The organism is Pinirhizobacter soli (assembly GCF_015905305.1).
Classification (GTDB): Bacteria; Pseudomonadota; Gammaproteobacteria; order Xanthomonadales; family Rhodanobacteraceae; genus Pinirhizobacter; species Pinirhizobacter soli.
Genome location: NZ_JADZLQ010000002.1, coordinates 313,586 through 334,579 on the forward strand (window position 1 = coordinate 313,586; position 20,994 = coordinate 334,579).

Annotated in this window: 18 protein-coding genes and 3 tRNA genes; 13 read left to right on the forward strand and 8 right to left on the reverse strand. The window is 64.4% G+C overall.

Translation table 11 applies throughout. The features are described 5' to 3' along the window. Window positions 1-75 precede the first annotated feature (75 nt). From NDK18_RS11250 to NDK18_RS11260, 3 genes are all read left to right on the forward strand, one after another. A tRNA-Ala gene (locus tag NDK18_RS11250) sits at window positions 76-151 on the forward strand. A gap of 9 nt (window positions 152-160) precedes the next feature. After that, window positions 161-236, forward strand: a tRNA-Glu gene (locus tag NDK18_RS11255). 62 nt (window positions 237-298) lie between these two features. After that, window positions 299-375: transfer RNA gene (locus tag NDK18_RS11260), tRNA-Asp, on the forward strand. Window positions 376-453: 78 nt separating this feature from the next. Here the strand turns inward: NDK18_RS11260 and NDK18_RS11265 are convergent. Together NDK18_RS11265 and ppsR are read right to left on the reverse strand one after the other, a co-directional pair. Then, a complete protein-coding gene (locus tag NDK18_RS11265) occupies window positions 454-933 on the reverse strand; it encodes a DUF1249 domain-containing protein (RefSeq protein WP_250623626.1) in 480 nt (159 codons plus the stop codon). Window positions 934-950: 17 nt separating this feature from the next. Next, a complete protein-coding gene (gene ppsR, locus NDK18_RS11270; protein WP_250623627.1) occupies window positions 951-1,766 on the reverse strand; it encodes a posphoenolpyruvate synthetase regulatory kinase/phosphorylase PpsR in 816 nt (271 codons plus the stop codon). A gap of 207 nt (window positions 1,767-1,973) precedes the next feature. On the opposite strand from ppsR, the gene ppsA reads away from it, so the two are divergent. Next, entirely contained in the window at window positions 1,974-4,346 is a 2,373-nt protein-coding gene (gene ppsA, locus NDK18_RS11275) for a phosphoenolpyruvate synthase (RefSeq protein WP_250623628.1), read from the forward strand. 45 nt (window positions 4,347-4,391) lie between these two features. Here ppsA and NDK18_RS11280 read toward each other — a convergent pair whose 3' ends face one another. Continuing rightward, the gene (locus tag NDK18_RS11280; protein ID WP_250627830.1) at window positions 4,392-5,042 is read right to left on the reverse strand and encodes a protocatechuate 3,4-dioxygenase; all 651 of its coding nucleotides are present in this window, start codon (window positions 5,040-5,042) and stop codon (window positions 4,392-4,394) included. Between the two features lie 141 nt (window positions 5,043-5,183). Next, complete coding sequence (locus NDK18_RS11285; RefSeq protein ID WP_250623630.1) at window positions 5,184-5,927, reverse strand: alpha/beta hydrolase; 744 nt, start codon at window positions 5,925-5,927, stop codon at window positions 5,184-5,186. A gap of 145 nt (window positions 5,928-6,072) precedes the next feature. On the opposite strand from NDK18_RS11285, the gene NDK18_RS11290 reads away from it, so the two are divergent. Then, window positions 6,073-6,948 carry an EamA family transporter gene (locus NDK18_RS11290; RefSeq protein ID WP_250627831.1) on the forward strand — a complete coding sequence of 292 codons (876 nt, stop codon included), beginning with the start codon at window positions 6,073-6,075 and terminating at the stop codon, window positions 6,946-6,948. Further along, a complete protein-coding gene (locus NDK18_RS11295) occupies window positions 6,945-8,261 on the forward strand; it encodes a hypothetical protein (protein WP_250627832.1) in 1,317 nt (438 codons plus the stop codon). Before NDK18_RS11290 ends, NDK18_RS11295 begins: the two co-directional genes overlap by 4 nt. Here the strand turns inward: NDK18_RS11295 and NDK18_RS11300 are convergent. Then, a complete protein-coding gene (locus NDK18_RS11300) occupies window positions 8,240-10,135 on the reverse strand; it encodes a glycoside hydrolase family 27 protein (protein ID WP_250627833.1) in 1,896 nt (631 codons plus the stop codon). The genes NDK18_RS11295 and NDK18_RS11300 overlap by 22 nt on opposite strands. Window positions 10,136-10,293: 158 nt before the next feature. Here NDK18_RS11300 and NDK18_RS11305 point away from each other — a divergent pair, with 158 nt between their 5' ends. The 3 genes from NDK18_RS11305 (at window position 10,294) to NDK18_RS11315 (ending at window position 12,341) form a co-directional block, all read left to right on the forward strand. Then, window positions 10,294-11,001 carry a DUF4386 domain-containing protein gene (locus tag NDK18_RS11305; protein WP_250627834.1) on the forward strand — a complete coding sequence of 236 codons (708 nt, stop codon included), beginning with the start codon at window positions 10,294-10,296 and terminating at the stop codon, window positions 10,999-11,001. An 80-nt stretch (window positions 11,002-11,081) separates the two neighbouring features. Then, window positions 11,082-11,915, forward strand: a complete 834-nt coding sequence (locus tag NDK18_RS11310) for a hypothetical protein (protein WP_250627835.1) — start codon at window positions 11,082-11,084, stop codon at window positions 11,913-11,915. Window positions 11,916-11,996: 81 nt separating this feature from the next. After that, complete coding sequence (locus tag NDK18_RS11315; RefSeq protein WP_250623636.1) at window positions 11,997-12,341, forward strand: hypothetical protein; 345 nt, start codon at window positions 11,997-11,999, stop codon at window positions 12,339-12,341. A gap of 7 nt (window positions 12,342-12,348) precedes the next feature. Here NDK18_RS11315 and NDK18_RS11320 read toward each other — a convergent pair whose 3' ends face one another. Genes NDK18_RS11320 through NDK18_RS11330 form a run of 3 tightly spaced genes read right to left on the reverse strand, consistent with a single transcriptional unit; the run spans window position 12,349 to window position 14,821 of the window. Next, window positions 12,349-13,113, reverse strand: coding sequence for a DeoR/GlpR family DNA-binding transcription regulator (locus tag NDK18_RS11320; protein WP_250623637.1), 765 nt, complete (start codon window positions 13,111-13,113; stop codon window positions 12,349-12,351). Further along, window positions 13,110-13,724 (reverse strand): HAD family hydrolase, encoded by a 615-nt coding sequence (locus NDK18_RS11325; protein ID WP_250627836.1) that lies wholly within the window; start codon window positions 13,722-13,724, stop codon window positions 13,110-13,112. Before NDK18_RS11325 ends, NDK18_RS11320 begins: the two co-directional genes overlap by 4 nt. An 11-nt stretch (window positions 13,725-13,735) precedes the next feature. Beyond that, window positions 13,736-14,821, reverse strand: coding sequence for an MFS transporter (locus tag NDK18_RS11330; RefSeq protein ID WP_250633392.1), 1,086 nt, complete (start codon window positions 14,819-14,821; stop codon window positions 13,736-13,738). A 190-nt stretch (window positions 14,822-15,011) separates the two neighbouring features. On the opposite strand from NDK18_RS11330, the gene lexA reads away from it, so the two are divergent. The 4 genes from lexA to NDK18_RS11350 all read left to right on the forward strand — a co-directional run bounded on the left by lexA (window position 15,012) and on the right by NDK18_RS11350 (window position 20,909). Continuing rightward, window positions 15,012-15,626, forward strand: coding sequence for a transcriptional repressor LexA (gene lexA / locus NDK18_RS11335; protein WP_250623640.1), 615 nt, complete (start codon window positions 15,012-15,014; stop codon window positions 15,624-15,626). 4 nt (window positions 15,627-15,630) lie between these two features. After that, entirely contained in the window at window positions 15,631-16,284 is a 654-nt protein-coding gene (imuA, locus tag NDK18_RS11340) for a translesion DNA synthesis-associated protein ImuA (protein WP_250623641.1), read from the forward strand. 78 nt (window positions 16,285-16,362) lie between these two features. After that, entirely contained in the window at window positions 16,363-17,772 is a 1,410-nt protein-coding gene (locus NDK18_RS11345) for a Y-family DNA polymerase (protein ID WP_250627837.1), read from the forward strand. Then, window positions 17,769-20,909 (forward strand): error-prone DNA polymerase, encoded by a 3,141-nt coding sequence (locus NDK18_RS11350; protein WP_284692130.1) that lies wholly within the window; start codon window positions 17,769-17,771, stop codon window positions 20,907-20,909. Before NDK18_RS11345 ends, NDK18_RS11350 begins: the two co-directional genes overlap by 4 nt. The last annotated feature ends 85 nt before the right edge of the window (window positions 20,910-20,994 follow it).

Here is a 20,994-nt window from a genome sequence, read left to right on the forward strand (position 1 = left end):
ACTGGTCGAAAAATTTTGTTTACAAAAGCTTGACGGAATCGGGACCCGGCCCTATTCTTTGCGGCTTCCAGCGGCGGGGCCATAGCTCAGCTGGGAGAGCGCCTGCATGGCATGCAGGAGGTCGGCGGTTCGATCCCGCCTGGCTCCACCAACTCTATACGTCCCCATCGTCTAGAGGCCTAGGACACAACCCTTTCACGGTTGCGACCGGGGTTCGAATCCCCGTGGGGACGCCACTTTCCAGGCCATCGGAAGTGGATACAAGTTGGACGTTCGCTGGAAGAAAGGCAACAAATGCGGAGCGGTAGTTCAGTCGGTTAGAATGCTGGCCTGTCACGCCGGAGGTCGCGGGTTCGAGTCCCGTCCGCTCCGCCACTGTTGTACTAAAGGACCCGCCCTCGGCGGGTTTTTTATTGGGTGAAATCCGCCCCTCCCCTAGCGTGGACGGGGATTTCAGGCCTCGGCGTCTTCATCGGCGACCCGTTCCAGGGTGCCGATGGAATGGCCCTGCTCAGCCAGGTATTCCAGCCAGCGGGTGAGGAACCCGTTCATCGACAGGCGATGCTGCAGCACGGTGTGGGCCGGGGGAAACGGGCCCAGCACCTGCCAGAGGTGGCGGCCGGGGTGGCAATGCAGCGCCTCGGCGACATGGGCGTCGGTATACATGCGCAACTGGGCCGACGGCGATGGCTGGCCCGTTTCGGCGTCGACGAAGGCGTAGGTAAGTTCCAGCTCAACCGTGTAAGGGTGTTTTTCCTGGATCTTCAGGCGCACGTCCAGGCCATCGTCCACGCTCGACACGTATTCCCCCGCCGCCAGCTTGTGGGGGGCGAACAGCCGCACCAGCCGATGGTAGTTCTCGGCGTACAGGCCCATCAGGTATTCGAAGCGACCTGGCAGGAGGGATTCGGGGCGGTCGAGGACAGCGCTCATGGAAAGCTTAAGTTCTCCTAGTACATGTGTCGTTCGATACCCAGGTGTTCGAAGATCTTGCTGGATATCTCTTCGATCGAGGTATGCGTAGTGTTTAGCACGGGGATGTTCTCCCGTCGCATCAATTTATCTGCTTGCGCAAGCTCCCACTGACACTGCTTGAGCGTGGCGTACTTGCTTCCCGGGCGGCGCTGCTCGCGGATCTGCGCCAGGCGCATCGGGTCGATGGTCAGGCCGAACAGGCGGCTGCGGTACGGCTTCAGCCGCGAGGGCAGCTCCAGCTTGTCCAGGTCGTCGTCGGTGAGGGGATAATTGGCGGCGCACACGCCGTAATGCAAGGCCATGTACAGGCAGGTAGGGGTTTTGCCCGAACGGGACACGCCCACCAGCACCACGTCCGATTCGTTGTAGTTCACATCCAGCCCATCGTCGTGGGCCAGGGCGTAGTTGGTGGCATTGATGCGCGCTTCGTAGCGGTCGAAATCCACCAGGCCGTGCGAGCGGTTCACCGCGCCCGATCGCTTGGCGCCCAGTTCGTCCTCCAGGGGCTCCATGAAGGGCGCGAACACGTCCATCATCAGCGCCCCGCTTTCGGCCACGATGTCGCAAAGCCGCCGGTCGGCCATGGTGTTGACCACGATCGGCCGCTGCCCCTCCTGGGCATACTTCGTCTTGATGCGCAGGGCCGCCGCCTCCGCTTTGATCGCATCGTCGACGAACGGCAATCGATGGGTATCGAAATGCACCCCCTCGAACTGGGCCAGGATGCTGTTCCCGATGGTTTCGGCGGTAATGCCGGTGGAATCGGAAATGAAGAAGACAGTTCGGCGCATGGCGGTGCTTGGCGTCCTTCAGGCGGCTTTGGCTGCACGATAGCGCAGCCACCGGCATGCTGCGACACCCCGCAAACCCGGACGTAAGCGTTTACGTGAACGGTGCCTTCGGCGCATCCTTGTCTGATGGGCCCACGGCCTCCCACAATAGCGAGCTAACTGCGGCGCTTTCGCGTCCCACCGTTTCCAAAACTCGAGGATGTTCCATTGAGCGATCTGGTGCTTTGGCTCGATGCCCTGCGCATGAGCGACCTGGGCAAGGTGGGCGGAAAGAATGCCTCCCTTGGGGAAATGATCGGCAACCTGTCGAAGCTGGGGGTTTCGGTACCCGGCGGCTTCGCCACTACCGCGGACGCCTTCCAGGCGTACCTGGAAAAAAGCGGCCTGGCCAAACGCATCCAGGACCGCCTGGAACACCTGGACGTCGACAACGTCGATGAGCTGGTCAAGGGCGGCAAGGAAATCCGCGGCTGGATCGTCGATACCGCCCTGCCCGCCGAACTCGAGCAGGCCATCCGCGACGCGTACGTCAAGCTGTGCAAGGACGCAGGCGCCGCCGATATCGCGGTGGCCGTGCGTTCGTCGGCGACCGCCGAAGACCTCCCCGACGCTTCCTTCGCCGGCCAGCAGGAAACCTTCCTGAACGTGGTCGGCATCGACGACGTACTGCACAAGGTGAAGGAAGTCTTCGCCTCGCTGTACAACGACCGCGCCATCGCCTATCGCGTGCACCAGGGCTTCAAGCACGAGGACGTCTTCCTGTCCGCCGGCGTGCAGCTGATGGTGCGCTCGGATGTAGGCGCCTCGGGCGTGCTGTTCACCCTCGACACCGAATCGGGTTTCCGTGACGTGGTGTTCGTCACCGGCAGCTATGGCCTGGGCGAGATGGTCGTGCAGGGTGCGGTGAACCCCGACGAGTTCTACGTATTCAAGCCCACGCTCAACCAGGGCAAGCCCGCGGTGCTGCGCCGCAATCTCGGCGCCAAGCAGCAGCGCATGGTGTATTCCGACAAACCCGGCGAGCGCGTGCGCATCGAGGAAACCCCGGCAGCGGATCGCCAGCGCTTCTGCATCAACGACGAGGAGCTCCAAGAGCTTTCGCGCCAGGCGCTCACTATCGAAAAGCACTACCAGCGCCCGATGGACATCGAATGGGCGAAGGACGGAAACACCGGCAAGCTGTACATCGTGCAGGCGCGCCCGGAAACCGTGAAGTCACGCTCGCATGCCACCACGCTCGAGCGCTTCCAGCTGGGCGAGCGCGGCAAGGTGCTGGTGGAAGGCCGCGCCATCGGCCAGAAGATCGGCGCCGGCAAGGCGCGCGTGATCCGCTCCCTGGCCGACATGAACAAGGTGCAGGCCGGTGACGTGCTGGTGGCCGACATGACCGACCCCGACTGGGAGCCGGTAATGAAGCGCGCCGCCGCCATTGTCACCAACCGCGGTGGCCGTACCTGCCACGCGGCGATCATCGCCCGCGAACTGGGCGTGCCGGCGGTGGTCGGTTGCGGCAACGCGCTGGAATCCATTCCCGACGGCGCGGAAGTCACCGTGTCGTGCGCTGAAGGCGACACCGGCAGCATCTACGAGGGCATCTTGAAGTTCGAGAAGATCTCGGCCGACCTCGGCGCCATGCCCGAGGCTCCGCTGAAGATCATGATGAACGTGGCCAACCCCGAGCGCGCCTTCGACTTCGGCATGCTGCCGAACGCCGGCATCGGCCTGGCGCGCCTTGAGATGATCATCGCCAGCCACATCGGCGTACATCCGAAGGCCCTGCTGGAATACGCCAAGCAGGACAAGGACATCAAGGCAAAGATCGACGAGCGCATCGCCGGGTACAAGGATCCGGTCAGTTTCTACGTCGACCGCCTCGCCGAAGGCATTTCAACCATCGCCGCCTCGGTGTATCCCAAGCCCGTGATCACGCGCCTGTCGGATTTCAAATCCAACGAGTACGCGGGTCTGCTCGGCGGCGCGCGCTACGAGCCGCACGAAGAGAACCCCATGATCGGCTACCGCGGTGCCAGCCGTTATGTCGATGAAGGCTTCGCAGCGTCCTTCGCGCTGGAATGCCAGGCTGTCAAATACGTGCGCGAAACGATGGGCCTGGACAATGTCTGGGTGATGATTCCCTTCGTGCGCACACTCGATGAAGGCCGCAAGGTGATCGAGGTGCTGCGCAAGAACGGCCTGGTGCAGGGCGAGCACGACCTGAAGGTGATCATGATGTGCGAGGTGCCGTCCAACGCGCTGTTGGCCGACGAGTTCCTCGACATCTTCGATGGCTTCTCGATCGGTTCGAACGACCTGACCCAGCTCACCCTGGGACTGGACCGCGACTCGAGCATCGTGGCCAACCTCTTTGACGAACGCGACCCGGCGGTGAAGAAGCTGCTGGCCATGGCCATCAGCACCGCCAAGGCCAAGGGCAAGTACATCGGCATCTGCGGCCAGGGCCCGTCCGACCACCCGGATCTTGCCGAGTGGCTGATGGACCAGGGCATCGAGAGCGTGTCGCTGAACCCGGATACGGTGGTTGACACCTGGCTGCGGCTGGCGAAGAAGAAAGCTGGCTGATGGCAGTGCCCCCGCGCGCCATGCGCGGGGGCTTTCACGACCAGGCTAGCCGGTCGCCAACACGATATCGAACATTGCATCAAGCGAGGCCGCGTCCTTGAACGAAGGCGTGAGAGCCACCGTGCAGCCTGCCTGTTCCTCGGCTGTCAAAGCCTGGTAGATCAGGTCCGTATCGTTGAGCGGTTCATCGGCGAAATACAGCTGTGTCACCAGGCGATCAACCTTGCCGCGAACATCGAAATGGATGTGCGGCGTGCGCGTCCAGTCCGACGTCGCAGGATAGGCTCCAGGCTTGATGGTCTTGAAGGCAAAACGCCCCAGCACGTCGGTCCGGACCTGGCTGTAACCCTGGAATGCGGGATCGGTGGGCGCGCCGGTATTGGTATCGCTTTTGTGGTCGTAGCGGCCGTGTGTATTGGCCTGCCAGATTTCCACGACCGCCCGACTCACGGGCTTGCCTTTGGCATCCAGGACGCGGCCTGAAAGATTGAGCACTTGGCCGAGTGCGCGTCCGGGCCGACCTCGCACGAAGGTGAGGTCGGCATCTTCGTCAAACGGGCGCGCGACCGGATAGAACGGCCCTATCACCTGCTCGACGGTCGGCGAAGCCGCCGCAGCGACGCCGGCGACAAGGGAACCGCCGGCGGCAACTGAATAACGCAACAGATCGCGTCGGGTAATGACTCGGGAAGACATGCAGGGATCCTTCGTGGCATTCGCTGCCCAATGCAGCAACTGCCATGACACCACCCCATGAACAAGCCCAATGAACGCATTGGCCGCTATCGAATGTCAGCGCCTGCTGGCCATGCGCGAATCTGCGTCCGATAACCCAAGTCAGAATACCTTCCCCAGGAATTGCAGCACGGCAGTCCAGTTCGCTTCCGCGCCCGCCTGGTTTCGCACCGGAAGCAGCGTGGACGATCCGTGGACCCCGCCCGATTTGGGAATGTATTGCACCTTCGTCGCCGACGGCGACTGGCTGATGATGGCGCGTGCGGCATTGATCTCGTCAGGCGAGTTCGCCGAGGTGACAAACACCGGCACCGTGACCTTCTTCGCTGCGCTGCCGATCATCGTCTTGTCGTCGAAATACTCGCCCGGCGAGAACGCCAGCACGGCCTTCACCATGTCCGGATGCTCCGCCGCAACGACGAATACCAGCGAGGAGGAATAACTGCTGCCCCAGATGGCGATGGGCAGCTTCTGCGCCGCGCCCCAGGCCAGCGCGGCTTCCAGGTCCGGCTTGGCCTCCAGGTAGCCTGCGGATTTGGGCAGCGCCGCCACCGTTTCGTTGGTGCCGAAGAGTTCTCCACCGGACCGCTGGTCAATCGCCATCGCGCTATAACCGGCCGATACCAGCCGCGGCGCGATAGATGCGTACTCGCCCTTGCCGGAACCGGCCTGGTGGAACAGCAGGATCAAGGCCTTGGGATGAGGCGCCTTGTAATACACGCCATGGATCACCATGCCGTCGGCGGCCTTCAAGGTGATGGGTTCGACATCGTCGGCAGCGATGGCGGGGGCGATGACGGCGATGCACAGGCATGCCGCAGCCACTATCCGGGTCAGGTAACGCATGGCATGAACCTCCTTCACTTGTCGATCTTGGGATGCTCCTTATACCCCGCATGCCCTGCTGCCCCCAAGGTCTGCTGACGCTCGCTGTCAGCAGACCTTGCAAGGAGTGATGTCGCAAGGGGTACTAATGGTTAAAGTGCAATCAATGACCCAGTCCCGCTCCCTCCTCCTCCCCGCCGCCGCCGTGCTTGGTTCGATCACTTCACTGTGCATCGGCACCTCGTTCGCCAAGAAGCTGTTCCCGTTGGTGGGAGCGGAGGGTACCTCGGCCCTGCGCGTGGGCTTTTCGGCCATCGTGCTTCTGCTGTTCTGGCGCCCCTGGCGCTGGCCGCTCAGCCGGCGCGATGCGGGCGCCGTGGTCCGCTACGGCCTCACTCTGGGCGTGATGAACCTGCTGTTCTACATGGCACTTCGAACGATACCGTTCGGCATTGCAGTGGCGATCGAGTTCAGCGGGCCCCTGGCCGTGGCGATGTACGCATCGCGTCGCCCGATCGATTTCCTCTGGTTGGCCTTCGCCATCGCGGGCCTGGCCATGCTGCTGCCGTTGGCCCACGACGCGGCCCTGGATAGAACCGGCGTGATGCTCGCCATGGGCGCAGCCGTGTGCTGGGCGCTTTACATCCTTTTCGGCAAGCAGGCCGGCCACCTGCACGCCGGGCACTCGGTGTCGTTGGGAATGGTGGCCGCCAGCCTGGTAGTGGTGCCCTTCGGCGTGGCGCATGCCGGTGCCGCCCTGCTGGACTGGAAGATCCTTGCCGCGGGCCTTGGGGTGGCCATCATTTCCAGCGCCATCCCGATGTCGCTGGAAATGATGGCGTTGAAGCGCCTTCCCAGCGAGACCTTCGGCATCCTGGTCAGCCTGGAACCCGCGGTGGCCTCGCTGCTGGCGATGTTCCTGCTAGGCGAGCTGCTGCATGGCATGCAATGGCTAGCCATCGGCTGCATCGTCATGGCATCGATCGGCAGCACCATCACGGCAAAGCGGGTGGTGCCGCGCGCAGTTGAGGCCGCCGGATGAAGAGAGAGGCCGCGTGGATGGCGTGGCTCCCGCGAGCGTTGCTGCCGATCATGGCGATGACTTATCCGGTCGTTGCCGCACCCGCAGCTATGGTGACGCTCGGTGCGCACGTGGCCAAGTACGATGCCGCGGGTCATCTGTTGCCTTGGACGCCATGGGGCCAGGCGCTGGACCTGGAGATGCGCTTCTATGCCACGGCGCCCCGGGAACATGGCTATCCGGTGTTCGTCACCACCACCTTCCTGGATGGCAACTGGCATCCCATCGCCGCGCGACCGGACACCATCCCGGCAACCCAGAATGGCATGGGCATCATCTCGTACCTGAAGTGGCGGCGGTTCCGCGGCAACCGCGACCCCTGGCTACTGGCGACAGCACGCTCGATGGGCGACTACATCCTCGATCAGGATCTCACGCCAGACGAAGGCAAATATCCGCGCTTTCCGCATTCCACCGGCCATCGCGGCCAGTTCCCGCAACCATCCGACAGCGGAGCGCAGTCGGACCACCCGTACGAGATCCAGCCAGACAAGGGCGCCATCGCCGGCTACGCGCTGATGCTGCTGGGTGACGCCACGGGCCATGCACGCTACACCGATGCTGCCCTGCACATCGCAGTCGTCCTTGCCGCCAACCAGCAACCGGGCGATGCCACCCATTCGCCCTGGCCGTTCCGCGCCGATCACCGCACGGGCGCTGCGCGTGGCGACATGTCGGGTGACATGGTCTACCCGCTACGCCTCTACGACGGCCTCATCGAGCGTGGCCACGGCGAATTCAAGGCGCCGCGCGATGCGCTGTGGCGGTGGATCAAGTCCGTCCAGATACCCAGTGCAAGGGGCAACGGCATGGCCTTCGCCCAATTCTTCGAGGACCACGACAACCCCGCCAACCGGACGGCATGGGGGCCCTTGAACCTGGCGCGCTACCTGCTGGAGAAGAAGAAAGCGCTCGACCCCGACTGGCTGGCCGATGCTGGAACCCTCGTGATGTTCGTGCGCCGCGAGTTCACCCATGTCGAAGGTGGCGTGCGCGTATGCCACGAGCAGGACGAGGACCACGACGCCTGGGGCGGCATCAACTCGACCTATGGCGCAGTGCTGGCGATGTACGCGAAGGCGACCCATTCGCCATCGCTGGCTGCCGAGGCCCGCGATGCGCTGACCTTCACCCAATACGCCATCGACGACCATGGCCGCCCGATGGACCTGCCGAAGAACCAGGCCATCGGCGGTTGGCAGGAAGATGCCCACACCGACGTGGTGCACAACTTCGTCGATGCGATGGACGCCTATCCCGCGTGGGAACGCTGAGCAGCGCCTGGCGGAGCGACGCGAAGCAGATACACGCCGTGCCTTGGAACGTTGACGGCGACCGACCCTGCCCTGGCGGCAATCGCCTGGTGCGACCAGAGGTCGCGAATTTCGCGGAGCTCCGCCTTGCCCATGCCAGGCACCGTGGTCAGGTCGAACCTCGTGTGTACCTCGCCGTCGCCACGGTTGAAGAAACCGATCACCATCGAACCGTCGTTCATCGGCCGCGCGATCACGTCCAGGTCGCCGACAGCGTCGATACGATACGGATGCTTAGGAGTCGGTTCCTGGTCGATGGCGATCACCTCGCGGTTGAGCAGGATCGATTTCGTCTCATCCGTCATACCACGCAGGTCGTTGCCCGCCAATAGCGGCGCGGAGAGCATCGCCCACAGACTCATATGCGTCCGGTATTCATCCGCGGTCATGCCGCCGTTACCCACCTCGAGCATGTCCGGGTCGTTCCAGTGGCCGGGCTTGCTGGCATCGACGACGGCCAGCTGGGCGAAACCGATGCGCTCCATCGAGGTCCAGTTGTCTTCGATGTCCTGCGTGGTGCGCCAGAGGTTGGCGCCGGTGGCCTGGCCCCAGGTCCAGGGATTGAAGTCGCCGCCCTGGGAAAGGCTGTAGACGATGGGCCGGCCAGCTTTCGCCAGCGCCTGGCCCATCTTCTGGAACGTGCCTTGCTGGTTGGCCAGGGTAAGCGGGTAGACATCATTGGCACCGCAGTAGTCGTATTTCAGGAAGTCGACGCCCCAGGCCGCGTAGGTTTTCGCGTCCTGCAATTCGTGGCCGTAGCTGCCTGCAAATTTCGCGCACGTCGTGGGGCCCGGCGAGGAGTAGATGCCGAGCTTGAGTCCCTTGCCGTGCACGTAGTCGGCAAGCGCCTTCATGTCGGGGAATTTCTCGTTCGACTGGATATTCCCCGAAGCGTCGCGGTTGCCTTCCCAGGTATCGTCGATATTCACGTATACATAGCCCGCATCGCGCATGCCCGTGGCAACGATGGCATCGGCCATGGCACGTACGTCGGCATCGGTGATGCGGCCAGCGAAATGGTTCCAGCTGTTCCAGCCCATCGGCGGCGTGCGGGCCAGGCCGTTGTCAGGCAGGTCGCGTACCGGTGGCACGGGCAATGCATCCGGTGGCAACGCGCGAGGAGCGGGTAACGCATCCGCCCTCGCCTGCCCGGCCGGCAGCATGGCGTCGTTGCCAAGCTTGTAGACCGTGTCGAAGAGGTCGCGCGCTGGCCCGTCCCCGGGGACGCGGGTATAGCCACCGATCGTCTTTTCGGTGCCGCCGTCCTTGAGTTTCACATAGGCGACGCTATGCGGCGCCACGGGCTGCGGTGGCTTGTCGTCATGGATAAGCGCGCCCGAGGCATCCCGTCGTGCGGGCCGGCCCTCCTCGTCGAGCGGCCAGACAGCATTGGCCAGGCAAGTCAGTTGCTCCACCTGCGCGGGCGTGAGCGTACGCCGGATCATGGCGAAGTCGACGGGGAGGTCCGGTGCCGGCAGCAAGTGCACCATGCGCGCATCGCCGGGAACGAAGGGCCACGTGGCCCTGAAGTCGGCCGACTTCACCTGGCAGGCGACGGCCTGGTACAGGCGGCCGCGGTCCAGGTCGATCGATGTCGTCTTCGTGCAGCCCCAGCCCCATGTCGAAGCAACCAGTGCATGCTTCGCGGGCATGGCATCGTCGGGGAATTTGCCGGTGAAGCTATCGTTTGAATGCCCCGTATCGACGAAGGGTCGAGGCACCCCGCCGAATGCGGTTCCTTTGCATGCCGCGGAGGCGGCGGCGACCGATGGCACCACCACCATCAGGGCAGCGACGGCAAGACCGCGCCACGAAGCATTGCTTTTGCGATCCATCGGAATTTCCTGACCCAAGCTGCCTTGATCATAACAATGCGGGCGGGATCGTTCGCGACGGCCGTACTGCCTGGCGGCGTGTTCAACGGGCGCGTGGCTTGCCGAGCCATCGTTTGCGTCCTATAACGATGGCGGGGCATGAATGGAAGGGGCAGTCCATGACATCGATCAAGCGGGATGCACGGGTGGCAGGCTTCATCTATTTGCTGCTTGCGCTAACTGGCCCATTCCGGCTGATGTACATCCCAGAAAAGCTGTTTGTACACGGTAATGCCGCCGCCACGGCGGCGAACGTTACGGCACATGAGTCACTCTTCCGATGGGGCATCGCCGTCGATGTGCTGGTCGCCGCGATCAGCGTGTTTGTCATCCTGGCGCTGTATCGTCTGTTCAAGCCCGTGACCAAGTCCATCGCGCTGTGCCTGCTCGTATTGGGGCTGATGAACACCCCGCTCTACATGGCTACCCTGGTCACCGATATCGGCACCCTGGCCGTAGTGACGGGCAGCGATGTGCTGACTGCATTCAGCGCACCGCAGCGCGATAGCCTGATTTCGATGTTCATCCGCATGCATGGGCTATCGGTAACGGCTTCGGAAACTTTCTGGGGCCTGTGGCTACTGCCGCTGGCCATCCTGGTGTTCCGCTCTGGCTTCCTGCCCCGGTTCCTTGGCGTGTGGCTGGCGCTCAATGGCGTGGCCTATATCGTGGTAAGCATGACGGGCTTGCTGTGGCCATCGGTAGGCGACCTGTTGTCGGATTGGGCCTTCCCTTTCCTGTTTGGCGAGATCGCCTTCCTTCTCTGGCTTCTGGTCGTCGGCGCGCGCCCGAAGGTTGGCGCATCCGGAACACCGATGGCCGGGTGATCAACCGTGCAGGAAGTCAGGCAGACGCCATGATCCATCTTCTCTAGCATTGGCACGACATCTTCCACCCAAGGACACCCATGTTCCTGCGCGCACTTGTGCTCGTGTCTTGTCTGTCGTGTTGCGTTGGCGCCTATGCCACCGAACATCCGGTTGAAATCCCGTTGACCGCATACCTGGGCGTGCTTCCCTCGTTGAAAGTGGATGTCGTTGGCAAGCCAGCCACATTCCTGTTCGACACCGCCGGTGGCCTGACGGTAGTGACGCCCGATACGGCCAAGGCTTTGGGATGCCAGCCCTGGGGACAAATGACGGGCTTTCGCATGCGCGGCGATCGTCTGGACACACCGCGCTGCGAAGACGTGCGACTGTCCCTGCCGGCCATGGGACTACGGGTGGAATCGGCAGGTGTATGGGATTTCTCCGCGTTGATGCCCAAGGATGCGCCGCCCCTGGCGGGATCCATCGCGCTCGATGCCTTCGCCGATCGCGCCATCACGCTCGACCTGACGGCCGGCAAGCTGATCATCGAGACACCGCGAAGCCTTGCCGATCGCGTCAAGTCGGCAAAAGAAGTACCCATGCGGATCAGCCGCGAGGTCGGCGGACGCACGGTCACGCCCCTCGTAGGGGTCGATACGCCCAAGGGGCGCCTGTGGATGGAGCTCGATTGCGGCAGCGACGGCAATGTCATCGTCAATCGCCCGCTTGCCACGGCGCTGGGGCTCGATCCCGCCGCCAAGGGCAAGCAACCGCTAACCGCCAGCCTGGGCGGCATGCCGTTGAAGGCCAATGCGCAGATCATGGATCTGGTCATCGACGGAAACATCGGCGTGCCGGTGCTCAAGCAATGGGTGATTACCCTGGATCTACCGCACCAGCGTCTGTGGCTGGCGCCCAGGCACCAGGACTAAGCGCACAACCGCAACACCAGCCAGCAACAAGAGGAAAGAGTCATGGGGCGGTCGTACAAGAATCATCGATGGAGGCGCTTCTTGTTGGCGAGCATGCTGGCAGTATTGCCGGCCGGCATTGCCTTTGCGGACATCCGCCCAGCCTCCCCTGGCCTGCCGACGAAAATCTACGCTGTGATCTTTCAGGCCACGACCAACGCCGCGGGGAAAGTGCAGTCATTGCAAGTGTCCAAGGTGATCGACCCGACCACGGGGACGACGGACGCCGTGGATGTGCGCGTGCCGGCCGCCTACGTCGATGCGGCTCGGGCCATGCTTGCGAAGAAGACATATCCGGATGGAGAGAAAACGTTCTACACGTATACTTTCTACGATCCGATGCATCCCACCGTGGCAGACATCGACCCACGCAAGGTCAAGCCCTGACATGTCATCAGGCCAGGAGGATGTTGATTCCTGTCCCGGAGAAGCGGTCCAGCGCCGCGGAAGCTTCAGTCACCAGGTGCGTCACGGCGTCGATGCCGGCAGTGAGGTGCGTGGCCGCCGCCTGGAGCTTTTCCGCCGTGGCCACGGCGACCATCTCGCCGCTGGCCCCGATCATCGCCTGCTTCAGCAGGTTTTCTTCATCGTCAAAGGTCCACAGGCCGTTGCGTGCGTCCAGTGCACAGACACCGGGGAAGCAGACGTCGGCGCGAATGCCGCGAGCCTGCGCGACGGCCTGGGCACCGATCGTACCGCCGATGTGATGATGCAGGCGGCCGCCCAGTAGCAGCACGTCGAAACCAGGACGACCCAGCAGCGCATTGGCCACGTCCGGGGCGTTGGTGATCACCGTAAGGTCCTGGCGTTCGGGCAGCGCCAGGGCAATCTGCGTGTTGGTGGAACCGGCATCGATGAAGAGGATCTGCCCCGGCGACACCAGCGATACCGCAGCGCGTGCCAGCGCCTGCTTGCGGGCGATGTGCTGGGCATCGCGCTGGCGCAGCGGGGCGAAGTTGGCTGCCAGCAGCGCGCCGCCGTACACGCGCTTGCACTGGCCGGCGGCTGCCAGTTCACGCAGGTCGCGGCGGATGGAATCCTCCGAGACGCGGAATTCGGCGGCGAGTTCCGCCGCCACCACGCGGCCATCGCGCTGCAGGCGCTCGACGATCAACTGCGCGCGCTCACGGGGCAGCGTGGTATCGGCTACGCGGTTCATGCGCGCTCCTTGAGCAGCCCCAGGCCGACCAATTCCTTGCGCAGGCAATTCGCATCGGTGAAGTGGATCGCATGCAGGCCGAGCTTTGCCGCCGCCTCGATGTTGGCCCGATTGTCGTCGATGAACACCACGCGTTCGGCAGGCAAATTGAAGCGATCGAGCAGGCGCTGGAAAATGCGTGGATCGGGCTTGGCCATGCCCTCCTCGCCCGACACCAGGATGCCATCGAAAAGGTCGAATTCCCGATGCATGGAACGGGCGATGGGGAAGGTTTCCTGTGACCAGTTGGTAAGGCCGTACAACGGCGCATCGGCATCTTTCAGTTCATGCAGCACGGCGACGGTTTCCGGGATGGTGCCGGCCAGGGTTTCCGGCCAGCGCTCGCGGTAGGCGCGGATCAGCGCCTCGTGCTCGGGATGGCGCTGCACCAGTTCGGCGATGGCTTCATTCCACGGGCGGCCGGCATCCTGCTTCGCGTTCCACGCATCGGTGGTGACATCGCGCAGGAAGGCTTCCATGTCCTCTTCGCGTTCGAAGAGCTTGCGATACAGGTAACGCGGGTTCCAGTCGAACAGCACCCCGCCGAAATCGAAGACGACGATGTCGCGCATGGCCGCCCCCATCACCGGCGTGCCATGGGTGCGAGTGCCGCCACGCCCAGCAGCAATACGGCGATGGCCGACAGCGCCAATGGCAGGCTGGTGGCATGTGCGGCATAGCCGATGGCGGCGGGACCGGTGAGCATGCCGGCATAGCCGAGCGTGGTGACGGTGGCGATGGCGATGCCCGGTGCGCTGCCGCCCTGGCGGCCAGCGGCGCTGAAGAGCACCGGCACGATGTTGGCCGCGCCCATGCCCACCAGCAGGAAACCGAACAGGCTGCTGCCTGCCCATGGCAGGCAGGTGGCGATGAAGAAACCCAGCGAGGCGGTTACCGCGCCCCAGCGCACCATGTTCACAGCGCCGAACCGGCGCACGAGGAAATCACCCGAAAGCCTGCCCACCGCCATGGTGATGGAAAACGCCGCGTAACCCAGGCCCGCCATGTCGAAGTCCACCTGGCGCGAGGAGCGCAGGAACACCGCGCTCCAGTCCAGCATCGCACCTTCCGCCAGGAAGGAAATGCAGCACAGCACGCCCAGCAGGATGACCGCGGTGGACGGCCAGGCGAAGATCGAGTGTTTCTTCGCGTCCTCTGCCTGCACGTGCTCGAGGAAATTCTTCCATTGGCTCACCGTAAGTATCGCCAGCACCACCGCCAGCACCACCGCGCAGGCCAGCAACGGCGCGCCGGCCGCCAGCAGCAGGCTCATCCCTGCCGAGCCCACCAGGCCGCCGGTGCTGAACAGGCCATGGAAGCCCGACATGATGCCACCGCCGCTCATGCGCTCGACGTCCACCGCGTGGGCGTTCATCGCCACGTCCACCACGCCGTGCGAGGCACCGAAGCAGAACAAGGCGATGGCCAGCATCCACGCCGTGGGCGCCAGGGTGAGCCAGGGCAGGAACAGGCAGACCGACAACGCGGCGATACCGATCACCCGGCGGTTGCCGAAGCGATGGGACAGGAAGCCGGCCAGCGGCATCGAGGCCAGCGAACCGCAGCCCATGGCCAGCAGCACCGTACCCAGATGCGCCTCGTCCAGGCCGAGCCTGGTCTTGGCGAAAGGCACCATCGGCGCCCAGCAGGACAAGGAGATACCGGACATCAGGAAGATCAACCGGGTAGCCAGCCTGGCTCGTGGCAGGGAGGCATTCCCTTCTGATTCAATGGATTGGGATGACATATTCGACGAATCCGGCAAAAGCAGAACGAGCAACATAATAAAACATCGTGCATAAACGTGCAAAACAAAAAGATCGATTGACAGCCGCCACAGGATGCGTACATTTGTACGCATGTCCTTCAAACCCCTCTCCGACCGTCAGCAGCAAACCCTGGTCTTCATCAGGGAATACCTGCGCGAGCAAGGGTTGCCGCCCACATTGCGCGAGATCGCCGAGGCCATGGGTTTCTCCAGCCACAGCTCGGCGCAAACCTGCATCGAGTCGCTGGTGCGCAAGGGTGAACTGGAGCGCTCGCCGCAGCATCGCGGCCTGCGCCTGCCCGAGGGGCTGGCCAGCTTCCGCGAAAACGAATTGCCGCTGATCGGCCGCGTGGCCGCGGGCTCGCCGATCCTTGCCGCCGAGAACATCGAATCCCAGTTGGAAGTGGATCCGGCCCTGTTCCGCCCGCGCGCCGATTACCTCCTGCGCGTGGTGGGCCTGTCCATGCGCGACGTCGGCATCTTAGATGGCGACTACCTGGCCGTGCACCGCACCGCCACGGCGGACGACGGCCAGATCGTCGTGGCCCGCCTGGATGAAGACGTCACCGTCAAGCGCTTGAAGCGCACGCGCGACCGCATCGTCCTGCTACCTGAAAACCCCGACTTTGAACCGATCGAAGTCGATCCCAGTCGTCACGCCTTCGCCATCGAAGGCCGTTACGTCGGCATCATCCGCCGGAGTTGACGCCATGAGCGCCATTGCAGCTGAAGTCCAGCAGTCCATTGCCACCCCCTCGCTTGCCCAGGTGCTCGAGCACCCGGGCATCTGGCGGCGTTCGTCGCAGCACCAGCCCACGGTGCGCGCCATCTCCACCGGCATGCCCTCGCTCGATGCCCGCCTGCCTGGCGGTGGCTGGCCACTGGGTGCGCTGTCGGAAATCCTTTTCGAGAACGACGGCCTGGGCGAACTGGAACTGTTGATGCCCACGCTGGCCGCAATGACCCGCGAACACCGCAGGGTGATCTTCGTGGCTCCGCCCTACCAGCCTTACGCCCCGGCCCTGCAGGCGGCGGGAGTCGACCTCCGCTTCCTGCACGAGATCCACGCCACGCCCACCGAGGCGGCCTGGAGCATGGAGCAGTGCCTGCGCTCAGGTTGCTGCGCCGCCGTGGTCGGCTGGCTGCCCGACATCGATTACCGCAGCCTGCGCCGCCTGCAGCTGGCCGCCGAAACTGGTGATGCCTGCGCCGTGCTCTACCGCTCGGCCGTGCATGCCGCGCAAACGAGCCCAGCCGCGCTTCGCCTGAAGGTATCCAACAGCAACGAGGCCACCTATGTGGACGTCATCAAATCGCGTGGCCTGATGCAGGGCGTAACGCCGCCCATGCGCATGCGCGCGTAGGACCACGACCGCGGCCGGGGTCAGGATATTTATCCTGACCCCCAACACCGAAACACTGCAACACCATCGGATGTCGTCATGCTCTGGGCTTGTTTGCGTTTTCCCGGGCTGGCGTTCGCCGCTGCTTTCGCTGCGCTGCCGGAAGATGTACCTGGCGCGCTGCTCGAGGACAACGCCCGTCGCCGCACCGTCGCCATCGTTAATCCTGCTGCGCAGAAACTGGGCGTGCAGCGCGGGCAAACCGTGGCGGCGGCGCGGGCGTTGTGTCCCAGCCTTGTCGTGCGTGCGCGCGACAAGGCCGCCGAGGCCGGTTTACTGGCCGAGCTTGCCGCCTGGTGCTACCAGTTCAGCGGCCACATCAGCATGGCGCCACCGCAATGCCTGTTGCTGGAGGCCGGCGCGAGCCTGCGCCTGTTCGATGGCTGGAGTGCGTTGTCGGGAAAACTGAAGCAAGGGCTTGCCGCCCTGGGCCATGTCCATGCGCTGGCAGCCGCACCCTGCCCAGCCGCCGCCTGGGTACTGGCGGCAAGCTTCGACGGTTGCGTGGTGCAACACCCCGAGCAGATGCTTCGCCTGCTCAACGACATCGCGCTGTCACGTAGCGGCCTGCCGGCGAAAAGTGTCCAGGCCCTGCGCTCGATGGGCTTCCGCCGCCTGCGCGAGGTATTCGCCCTGCCCCGCCCGGAACTTACCCGACGCATCGGCCGCGAAGGCATGCATTGGCTCGACCGCCTGCGTGGCCATGCCAGCGAAGCGATCCCCGCCTGGCAGCCACCGGCCACCTTCTTCCAGCGCATCGAGTTCGACGCGGAACTGGAAGGCAGCGAACCGCTGATGTTCCCTCTGCGCCGCATGACCCAGGCCCTGGCCAACATGCTGGCCGCCCGCGACGGCGGCGTGCAGTTGTTCCGTCTGCGGCTTGAACACACGCGTGTTTCCTTCACCGAAATTCCCGTCGGCATGGCGGCGCCGCAACGCGAGGCCGCGCGCCTGTTCGAACTGGCGCGCACGCGGGTGGAGCGAAGCACCCTGCATGCGCCGGTCCGCGCCATCGAGATCCACGCCGAACAACTGCCCACCTTCCGGCCGCCGTTGCGCGACCTGTTCGATCCGGTGCGCGGCGAAGGCCTGGACTGGAGCGCGCTGGACGAACGCCTGCGCGCGCGCATGGGCGAATCGGCCTTGCGGCAACTGTCCGCCGTGGCCGACCACCGGCCTGAACGCGCCTGGCGCCATGGCGATGGCTCCACACCGCCACTGGCCGACCTGCGTCCACGGCCCTTGTGGTTGCTGCATCGCCCACGTCCGATGCGCCCCACGCCCGCGCGCGTGCTGGCGGGCCCCGAACGTATCGAGAGCGGATGGTGGGACGGCGGCGACCTGCGCCGCGACTACTACATCGTGGGCACGCGGCAAGGCCAGCGTGCCTGGGCCTACCTGCCAGCCGGCAGCCACGATGGCTGGATGCTGCACGGGTGGTTCGCATGAAGGGGCGGATGGCCGGCAATGACGACGTGGTACCCGACTACGCCGAGCTCCATGCGCTGAGTGATTTTTCCTTCCAGCGTGGCGCCTCCAGCGCACGCAAGCTGTTCGACCGCGCGCGTGCGCTCGGTTACCAGGCGCTGGCGATCACCGATGAATGCTCGCTGGCGGGCATTGTCCGCGCATGGGAGGCGGCCAAGGACGGCGATTGCCGTTTGATCGTGGGCAGCGAGATCCGCCTCCACGATGGGCCGGTGCTGGTGCTGCTGGTGGAAAACCACGCCGGCTATAGCGCGTTATGCCAACTGATTACCAAGGGGCGGCGCGCTGCCCCGAAAGGGGAATATCGGCTGGGCATGGCGGACATGCAAGGCCTTGGCGAAGGCTTGTGCGTGCTGTGGGCACCTGGCCCGCTGCATGGCAGCGAAGCCGCCCGGCGGGAGGTCCATGGCGCCTGGGTGGCACGTACGTTCGCCGGTCGCGCGTGGATTGCCGTGGAACTGCATCGCGGCCCCGACGATGATGCGGAACTCGATGCCCTGCGCGCGCTGGGCGAACGCCATAGCCTGCCCTGCGTCGCCAGCGGCGATGTGCACATGCATATCCGCCAGCGACGCGCGTTGCACGACGTGCTTACCGCCATCCGCATCAACACGCCGGTGGCCGAGGCTGGCCATGCCTTGTTCCCCAATGGCGAACGCCACCTGCGCAAGCGCGAGGTACTGGGCCGCATCTACCCACCCGACCTCCTGGCCGAATCCACGTGTATCGCCGCGCGCTGCCTGTTCCGCATGGACGATCTGAATTATGTCTATCCGCGCGAGCTGGTGCCCGAAGGCAGTACGCCCGCCCAGCACCTGCGCAACCTCACCCAGATGCACATGGGCGGCCGCTGGCCAGACGGCGTGCCCGAGAAAATCGCCGCCACCATCGAGCGCGAACTGGCGCTGATCGCGGAGCTTGAATACGAAGCCTTCTTCCTGACTGTCTACGACATCGTCCGCTTCGCACGAAGCAAGGACATTTTATGCCAGGGCCGCGGCTCGGCCGCCAATTCGGTGGTGTGCTATTGCCTGGGCATCACGGAAGTGGATCCGGCAAACGCCGGGCTGCTGTTCGAACGTTTCATCTCGTCCGAACGCAAGGAACCACCGGACATCGACGTCGACTTCGAGCACGAGCGGCGCGAGGAAGTGATCCAGTATATCTACGGCAAGTACGGCCGCGAACGGACGGCGCTGGCAGCCACGGTGATCACCTACCGCAGCAAGAGCGCCGCGCGGGACGTCGGCCGCGCGCTGGGCTTGAGCGAGGACCAGCTCGACCAATTGAGCCACGCCTATTCCCACGCGCATGGTGACGTCGACATCGGCCTTCGCCTGCGCGAACGCGGTTTCGACACCTCAAGCCGCACCATGCGCCAACTGGTGGGCCTGGTAGCGGAACTGCACGGCATGCCCAGGCATCTTTCCCAGCACGTGGGCGGTTTCGTCATCGCCGACCAGCCGCTTTATTCCCTGGTGCCGGTGGAGAACGCCGCCATGGACGACCGCACGGTGATCCAGTGGGACAAGGACGACCTGGAATCCATGCGCCTGCTGAAAGTCGACTGCCTGGCCCTTGGCATGCTCACTTGCCTGCGCAAATGCCTGGACCTCCTGCGCGAACACCGTGGCGTCTCTTATGGTCGCATGGCCGATATTCCCATCGGGGATGAAGCCACCTACCGCATGATCCGCGCCGCCGACACCATAGGCGTGTTCCAGATCGAATCGCGTGCGCAGATGAGCATGCTGCCGCGGCTTAAGCCGAAGGATTACTACGACCTGGTGGTGCAGGTCGCCATCGTGCGCCCCGGGCCGATCCAGGGCGGCATGGTGCACCCTTACTTGAAACGCCGCTCGGGCGAGGAAGCAACGGACTACCCTTCCGATAAAGTCCGCGAAGTACTCGAACGCACCCTGGGCGTGCCGATCTTCCAGGAACAGGTGATGCGCCTGCTGATGGTGGCGGCCAACTTCAGCGCAGGCGAGGCCGACCACCTGCGACGTTCGATGGCGGCGTGGAAGCGCCACGGCGGCCTGGAGCACTTCGAAGAGCGCATCTTCAAGGGCTTTGCCGAAAACGATTATTCCCCGGAGTACGCCGCGCGGATCTACAGCCAGATCCAGGGCTTTGGCAGCTATGGTTTTCCCGAGTCGCACGCGGCCGGTTTCGCCTTGCTGGCGTATATCTCCTCGTACATCAAATGCCACCACCCGGAAGTGTTCACCTGTGCGCTGCTCAACAGCCAGCCGATGGGTTTCTATGCGCCGGCGCAGCTGGTGCATGACCTGCGCCGGCAGGGTTTCGAAGTGCGCCCACCGGACGTCACCGCCAGCACGTGGGATTGCAGCCTGGAACCGCTGCATGCGCGCGATGCCGGCAACCCGAAGGCGAAGCTTGCCTTGCGCCTGGGCTTGCGCATGGTCAGCGGCCTTTCTTCCGATGTGGCCCAGCGGGTGAGCGATGCGCGCAGGCACGCCCCCTTCGGCAACCTCGACGACCTCTGTCGCCGTGCGGCCCTCGGTCGTGGCGAACGCGAGCGGCTGGCCGATGCCGGCGCGCTGCGCACGCTCAGCGGCCATCGCCACCGCGCCCGCTGGGAAAGCGCCGGCATCGAACGCGACCTGCCGATGCTCGGCACCACCGGCGAGGAACGCGCGATCCTGCGGCCACCGACCGTGGCGGAGACCGTGTTCGCCGACTACGCCACGCAAAGCTTGTCGCTCACGGCCCATCCCCTGAGCCTGGTGCGCGGGCAATTGCGCCGCCGCCGCGCCTGCGTAGCCAGCCAGCTGCTGTCGATGGAACACGGGCGGTGGATCCGCCATGCCGGGCTGGTCACGGTGCGCCAGCGGCCGGCAACGGCCAGCGGCATTACCTTCCTTACCCTCGAAGACGAGACCGGCCAGGTGAATGTGGTGGTGCGCCGCGACATTGCCGAACGGCAGCGCGAGATATTCCTTGGAGCGGTATTGATGGCCGTGGACGGTGAACTGCAGGCCGTGGAAGGCGTGCGCCATCTCATTGCAAGGCGGTTACACGATTATGGCGATCTTCTGCCTGGGTTCAGCGCGGTGTCGCGCGACTTCCATTGAACGCGAATTGACGCACCGCAGCGAAACCGGTCACGGTCGATTCACGCAAAACTTTGCGTAATGGTGCGCGGCCCTTCCCGGTCTT

Coding starts and splice junctions, on each gene's coding strand:
- NDK18_RS11265 (WP_250623626.1), bottom strand. CDS start 933: ATGAGCGCTGTCCTCGACCGCCCCGAATCCCTCCTGCCAGGTCGCTTC.
- ppsR (WP_250623627.1), bottom strand. CDS start 1,766: ATGCGCCGAACTGTCTTCTTCATTTCCGATTCCACCGGCATTACCGCC.
- NDK18_RS11280 (WP_250627830.1), bottom strand. CDS start 5,042: ATGTCTTCCCGAGTCATTACCCGACGCGATCTGTTGCGTTATTCAGTT.
- NDK18_RS11285 (WP_250623630.1), bottom strand. CDS start 5,927: ATGCGTTACCTGACCCGGATAGTGGCTGCGGCATGCCTGTGCATCGCC.
- NDK18_RS11290 (WP_250627831.1), top strand. CDS start 6,073: ATGACCCAGTCCCGCTCCCTCCTCCTCCCCGCCGCCGCCGTGCTTGGT.
- NDK18_RS11295 (WP_250627832.1), top strand. CDS start 6,945: ATGAAGAGAGAGGCCGCGTGGATGGCGTGGCTCCCGCGAGCGTTGCTG.
- NDK18_RS11300 (WP_250627833.1), bottom strand. CDS start 10,135: ATGGATCGCAAAAGCAATGCTTCGTGGCGCGGTCTTGCCGTCGCTGCC.
- NDK18_RS11305 (WP_250627834.1), top strand. CDS start 10,294: ATGACATCGATCAAGCGGGATGCACGGGTGGCAGGCTTCATCTATTTG.
- NDK18_RS11310 (WP_250627835.1), top strand. CDS start 11,082: ATGTTCCTGCGCGCACTTGTGCTCGTGTCTTGTCTGTCGTGTTGCGTT.
- NDK18_RS11320 (WP_250623637.1), bottom strand. CDS start 13,113: ATGAACCGCGTAGCCGATACCACGCTGCCCCGTGAGCGCGCGCAGTTG.
- NDK18_RS11325 (WP_250627836.1), bottom strand. CDS start 13,724: ATGCGCGACATCGTCGTCTTCGATTTCGGCGGGGTGCTGTTCGACTGG.
- NDK18_RS11330 (WP_250633392.1), bottom strand. CDS start 14,821: ATGTCCGGTATCTCCTTGTCCTGCTGGGCGCCGATGGTGCCTTTCGCC.
- lexA (WP_250623640.1), top strand. CDS start 15,012: ATGTCCTTCAAACCCCTCTCCGACCGTCAGCAGCAAACCCTGGTCTTC.
- imuA (WP_250623641.1), top strand. CDS start 15,631: ATGAGCGCCATTGCAGCTGAAGTCCAGCAGTCCATTGCCACCCCCTCG.
- NDK18_RS11345 (WP_250627837.1), top strand. CDS start 16,363: ATGCTCTGGGCTTGTTTGCGTTTTCCCGGGCTGGCGTTCGCCGCTGCT.
- NDK18_RS11350 (WP_284692130.1), top strand. CDS start 17,769: ATGAAGGGGCGGATGGCCGGCAATGACGACGTGGTACCCGACTACGCC.